A 5,541-nucleotide genomic window follows, 5' to 3' on the forward strand; every position below is an offset into this window, starting at 1 on the left:
GGGCGAGAAACCGGTGGACGGGTTGGGCACGGCCAGGCGCAGCGCGGCGCGACCGTTGCCCAGCAGCGGGGACACCACCCGGGTGGCGACGACGGCGCCCTCGCCGGCGACCGCCGTCGTCACGCTGACGCCCTCTCCCGTGTAGGTGAAGGTCGAGTGTGCGCGTCCGCGCCAGAGGTCGAGGTGGGCGTCGACGTCGGCCAGACAGGACGGGTCCGTTTCTGCGGGGGCGCCGGGCTCGGGGCGCAGGATGAGGCCGAGACGCCCCAGGTCGAGGCGGTGCGGATTGGCCTGGAGCCATAGGCCCGCGAGGTCGCCGAGCTCCGGCGTCGTCTGCCCCGTCATCACCGCCATCATCCGTTCCATCGACGGCGTGTCCGGATAGTCGACGGGACCGTGGGAGGTCTGGTAAGGGTGCATGGTGTCCGCGAGGGTGTAGCCCTCGGGATTCGGCTCCTCGTGCCAGCCCCAGGTGGACAGGGTCGCCGTCTCCGTGATGCGCACCTGTGCGGAGGCCGGATCGCGCGGGTCCAGCGACGAGCAGTCGTGGGCGGTGGTGAAGGTCTGCAGGCCGGAGGCGTCCACGGTGAATCCGAAGTCGCCGTTGCCCAGCGACAGCACCAGCGCCGGGTCGTCGGCCTCGAGGTGGGGGCTGTGACGGGAGACGAGTGCATGACGGTCGATCATCGTTGATCCTTTACTAGCTCTTACTGGCATTGAGGTCTCGTGACGGGCCTGGCCGGCTTTCACTGGGTCTTTTGGGCGGACGGGGTGGTGGGTGCGATGTCCTCGAGGACCGCTCTGACGGCTGCACGGGTGCGCAGCAGATCGCGACCGACGGCGTCGTTGAAGGCCTCCAGGATCTCCGCTCCCAGATCGAAGTCCTCGGTCACCACCCACTGCTGTTGCAGACCATCCCAGGCCGCCAGGAAGCGCCGGGCCAGGGTCTGAGGGGAGCGATCGGTGCGGGCCTGGCCGGTGTTCTGGAAGGACTGCATGAGCAGGGTGAACCCCGTGATCGCTTCCTCGTAGTGACGGACGAAGTGCTCGTGTGCAGCACTCCCGGGCACCTGCGCCTGGCCGGCGAGGTAGCAGTACAGGCGTAGGCGGGCCTTGTCCGAAATGGATGTATTGACCAACTCGGTGATCACCTGCTCGGATTCGGCGGCGGTCGGAGGTGGGCTGGCCAGGAGCAGGGCCTTGCGGGCGTCGCTGCCCTCAAGCAGCTCGGTGAAGAGCTCCGCCCCCATGACGACGGTGTCGAAGTGCTCAAGGGCGGCCACGAGCAGGTGATCCCGGGTGGGGAAGTGGTAGAGCATCGTCCGCTCGGACATGTCGGCGCGCTCGGCGACGGCGGCCGTGGTCAGCTGCTCATGGCCGACCTCCCGAACCACCTCATAGGCGGCCCGGGCAATGGCGGCCCGCTTGGCCGCGGTCTTCGCGTAAGGACCACGGGTCCCGGATGACGTGCTCACGCCCCACCTCCAAACTTGCGTATGACCCAAGATTTACAGATGGACAAGGTGAAGTCAACCACTTGACGACGATTCAATTTGGTGGTTCACTTCATTTTTGTGGTTGGCCTCCGGTCAGTTCGGGGCAATGCAGACCCACCGGGCCGACCTCGGGATCGATCCGATCAACAGGCAACCGGCCAATGACGGCCAGCCGCAAACACACTGTGAAGGAGCCATAGATGGCTGCTACGTCCGCAACTGACCCGGCCCTTGAAGTGGAGGGGGCCTCCCCGCCGCAGCGCACTCCTGCCCACGATCCCGACTACGTGCCCATGGGCAAGAAGCTCGGATGGTCAGCGCGGGCGCTGTCGATGGCCGCCAATGTCATCATCATGGGGTACTTCAGCCTCTACGCGACCGACACTCTGGGGCTGAATCCGAGTCTGGTCGGCACTCTCCTGCTCGCCTCGAAGGTCTTCGACGGCGTTACCGACCTGCTCGCCGGCTACCTCATCGACCGCACGCGCACCCGCTGGGGGCGGGCCCGTCCGTATGAGTTCGCCATGATCGGCCTGTGGGTCTCGATCTGGGCCCTATTCTCCACTCCGGCGAGCATGAGCGATGGCGCCAAGGCGGTTTGGCTTTTCCTCCTGTACACCATGGTCAATTCGGTATTCGCCACCCTGGCCCAGTCGAATCAGGCGCTCTACACGGCGCTCGCCTTCCCCACCCGCCGGGCTATTGGCGCCGTCTCCGCCTTCGCAGGACTGTTCATCTCCATCGGGGCGGTCATCGTCTCTATGCTCATCCCGCAGGGATTGGAGTGGGCGGGCAAGGACCCCGGACGCTGGTCCATGTTCATCCTGTGCCTGGCCATCCCTATGGGGGTCCTGGGGATGATGCGCTTCCTCACGGTCAAGGAGACCCAGCCCTCGGCCGACGACGCCAAGGACAAGGTCACCTTCCGTGAGATCTTCACCGCGCTCAAGGGCAATCCGTGGATCTGGTTGTTGGGCGCGATCACGGTGCTGCAGAACCTCCTGCTCAATGTTGGAGCCGCCGCGTACTACTTCCGCTATGTGGTCGGCAACCTCGGCCTGCAATCGCTGACGGTCGGCGTCTCCCTCCTCGCGGTTCCGGTCGTCATGGTGATCCCGCCACTCATGAAGCGCTTCAAGCTCACGAGTATCATGCTGGTTGGTCAGCTCGTCAATGTCGTGGGCGGGGCGGTGATGTACTTCGCCGGAGTGAATATTCCGCTGCTCGTCGTCGCCAACCTCATCGTGGCCGTCGGCACGTTGCCGCTGTCCTACATGATCGGCATCCTCGTCATCGACTGCGCCACCTACAACGAGTGGAAGGGGCACCGCCGACTGGAGTCGATTATGGGTGCCGTGCAGTCCTTCGCCGCCAAGCTCGGGCAGGGCATCGGCATGGCCCTGGCCGGCGCCTTCCTGGCCTTCTTCGGCTACGACGGCACCCTGGATGCGCAGCCCGACTCCGCGATCTTCGCCATCCGGGCGCTGTTCACCTGGATTCCCGCCGTCATTGCCCTTCTCATGGCGCTGGCCCTGCGGGCGTACCGGCTGGAGGACCAACTCCCCCAGATCAATGAGGAACTCGCCGCCCGCCGGGCCGCGCAGACGGACGGCGTCGACCACCACAACCACGAAGATGCCGAGGAGAACGCCCCCGCCATCTCCGCCGAGGAGAACCGAGCATGACCGTCTACCCTTACCAGGATCCCGCCCGCAGCATCGCCGAGCGGGTCGACGACCTCGCCGGCCGCATGAGCCTGGCCGAGAAGATCGGCCAGCTCACCCAGTACTTCTACATGGGGCGCGACGACACCCCGGTCACCGAGGAGATGATCGCCTCCCTGCCGGAGGAGCTGCGCGACTTCGCTCGCCAACCCGCCAGGGTCGGCGCCGCCATTGACGCCGGGCGCGTCGGCTCACTGCTGTTCGTCACCGACCCGGCCATGCTGCGCCGTCTACAGGAGCGTGCCCTCGCCGGTAGCCGCTGGGGCATTCCGCTCCTGTTCGGCTTCGACGTTATCCACGGGCTGCGCACCATCTTCCCCGTGCCCATCGCCGCGGCCGCCAGCTGGGACCCGGAGATCGTCGCCGCCTCGCAGAGGGCGGCCGCGCGGGAGGCGAGCGCCGTGGGCATCCGCTGGACCTTCGCCCCCATGGTGGATATCGCCCGCGACCCCCGCTGGGGGCGCATGGTGGAGGGCGCCGGCGAGGACCCCTGCCTGGGGGCCGCCATGGCGGCCGCCCAGGTGCGCGGATTCCAGGGCGGGATGTCGGGGACAGGTGAGGAAGCCATCGGCCCGGAGTCCATCCTGGCCGGCCCCAAGCACTTCGCCGGCTACGGGGCGCCCGCCGGAGGCCGGGACTACGAAGAGGTGGAGCTGTCGCAGTCACTGCTCCACAACGTCTACCTGCCGCCCTTCCAGGCCGCCATCGACGCCGGCGCCGGCAACATCATGGCCGCCTACATGGAGCTCGACGGCGTCCCGGCGGCCGCCAACCACCACCTGCTCAGCCACCTTCTGCGCGACGAGCTCGGCTTCGACGGGTTCGTCGTCTCCGACGCCGACGCCGTCAACAAGCTGCTCATCCAGCACCTGGTGCGTACGCCGGCCGAGGCCGCCGCCCGCGCCGTCGCCGCCGGCCTGGACATGGAGATGGCCCAGCTGGGGGCGGCCTTTGAGCACCTGGAGGACGCCGTCGCCCAGGGACTCATCGATGCCGCCGCCATCGATGCGGCAGCGCGGCGAGTGCTGACGGCCAAGTTCCGCCTGGGCCTGTTCGAGCAACCCTTCGGCGCCGCCCCCGAAACGGCGCAGGCCGTGCTGGCCGACCCCTCCCACCGGCGCCTGGCCCGCCAAGCCGCCGAGCGCAGCCTCGTGCTGCTTAAGAACGACGGCGCCCTGCCCCTGACGGCGAGCGCCCGCCGCATCGCGGTGCTCGGCGACCTGGCCGCCTCCAAACGCGACATCCTCGGCCCGTGGACCTTCGAGAAGCAGGTGGAGGAGTCCGTTTCCATCCTGGAAGGCATTCGGGCGCGCGCCGGCGCCGGCGTCACGGTTGAGTACGCCCGCGCGCTGGCCACGGCCTCCCGTGTGCAGCCCTCCATATTCGACCGCCAGGAGCAGACCCCGTTGCCCACCACTCCCGAGGGCTTCGACGCCGACGCGGAGATGGAACGCGCCGTCGCCCTGGCGGCCGGCGCGGACGTGGCCATCGTCGTCGTCGGGCAGAACCAGAACATGATCGGTGAGGCCGCCTCCACCTCCACGCTGTCCCTGCCCGGGCGCCAGGAGGAGCTCATCGCGCGGGTCACGGCGACCGGCACTCCCACGATCGTGCTCGTCATGAGCGGACGTCCCCTGGACATCCGGGCTGCCGACGATGGCGCCGCGGCTATCCTCCAGGTCTGGTACCCGGGCACCCGCGGCGGAGCGGCCGTGGCAGCGGCACTCTTCGGGGACGTGTCCCCGGCCGGGCGGCTGCCCTTCACCTGGCCCAGGCATGTGGGGCAGGTGCCCATGCACTACGCCCATCACACGACCTTCGCCCCGCAGGATGCCGACAGACGCTACTGGAATGAGCAGACCGGGGCGCCGCTGTACTCCTTCGGTCACGGCCTGTCCTACGCATCCTTCGAGTACCGCGATGTCCAGGTGCCGGATCGGCTCGCGATCGGCGAGACCGGCACCGCCCGGGTCACCGTCACCAACACCTCCGACGTCGATGCCGACGAGGTCGTGCAGCTCTACCTGCATCAGCGTTACGGATCCTCCACCCGGCCGGTGCGCGAGCTCAAGGGGTTCCGGCGCGTGCACGTACCTGCTGGGCAGACGGTGACGGTGGACTTCCCCCTCGGCCCGCAGCAGCTGCGCTACTGGTCGGCCGCCACCGGCACTTGGGTCCAGGAGCCCACAACCATCGACGTCGCCGTCGGCGGATCCTCCGCCGTGCCCTTCACCGCCCAGTTCGAGGTGACCGCATGACGATCCCTGCGACCGGCATGACCGATGCTCCCGACACCCCCAGCGGGGCGGATGCACCCGCCC

The 5,541-nt window shown here is 68.3% G+C and carries 4 protein-coding genes; 2 read left to right on the plus strand and 2 right to left on the minus strand.

Annotated elements, in window-relative coordinates:
- Positions 1 to 687: hypothetical protein (locus RWX45_RS08870; RefSeq protein ID WP_316023369.1), on the minus strand; the 687-nt coding region annotated here is incomplete at its 3' end.
- Positions 688 to 746: 59 nt separating this feature from the next.
- Positions 747 to 1,475, minus strand: coding sequence for a helix-turn-helix domain-containing protein (locus RWX45_RS08875; RefSeq protein ID WP_316023370.1), 729 nt, complete (start codon positions 1,473 to 1,475; stop codon positions 747 to 749).
- Between the two features lie 221 nt (positions 1,476 to 1,696).
- On the opposite strand from RWX45_RS08875, the gene RWX45_RS08880 reads away from it, so the two are divergent.
- Together RWX45_RS08880 and RWX45_RS08885 are read left to right on the plus strand one after the other, a co-directional pair.
- Positions 1,697 to 3,181 carry an MFS transporter gene (locus tag RWX45_RS08880; RefSeq protein ID WP_316023371.1) on the plus strand — a complete coding sequence of 495 codons (1,485 nt, stop codon included), beginning with the start codon at positions 1,697 to 1,699 and terminating at the stop codon, positions 3,179 to 3,181.
- Positions 3,178 to 5,478 carry a glycoside hydrolase family 3 N-terminal domain-containing protein gene (locus RWX45_RS08885; RefSeq protein WP_316023372.1) on the plus strand — a complete coding sequence of 767 codons (2,301 nt, stop codon included), beginning with the start codon at positions 3,178 to 3,180 and terminating at the stop codon, positions 5,476 to 5,478. Before RWX45_RS08880 ends, RWX45_RS08885 begins: the two co-directional genes overlap by 4 nt.
- Positions 5,479 to 5,541: the final 63 nt, after the last annotated feature.

It is taken from the genome of Actinomyces sp. MRS3W (assembly GCF_032465695.1).
GTDB lineage: Bacteria > Actinomycetota > Actinomycetes > Actinomycetales > Actinomycetaceae > Actinomyces.